This is a genomic window from Granulicella sp. L46 (assembly GCF_009765785.1).
Classification (GTDB): Bacteria; Acidobacteriota; Terriglobia; order Terriglobales; family Acidobacteriaceae; genus Granulicella.
Map to the genome: position 1 here is coordinate 3,412 of NZ_LMUT01000024.1, position 252 is coordinate 3,663.

Genomic DNA, 252 nt, shown 5'->3' on the forward strand with positions numbered 1-252 from the left:
TCGCATTTTGACCAAGTTCGCCGGCCCATATTAGATGAGCGAGTTGAACTTGGCGGAAACCCCCGGCGGGCCAACCGGCGCTCTGCTGCTCGTTGACCTGGGAGAATCGACTAGTCATTCCTGATCTCGAACAGCGTCACTCTTATTCTTTTGTGTTTTGATTAGCTTTCCCACTTCATCAATCCGGTCAGTCCAAATGCCTCCCCCAAAAGAGGGAGGCAACTTTCCGAGGTCGACCGCGTTATTGAGCCC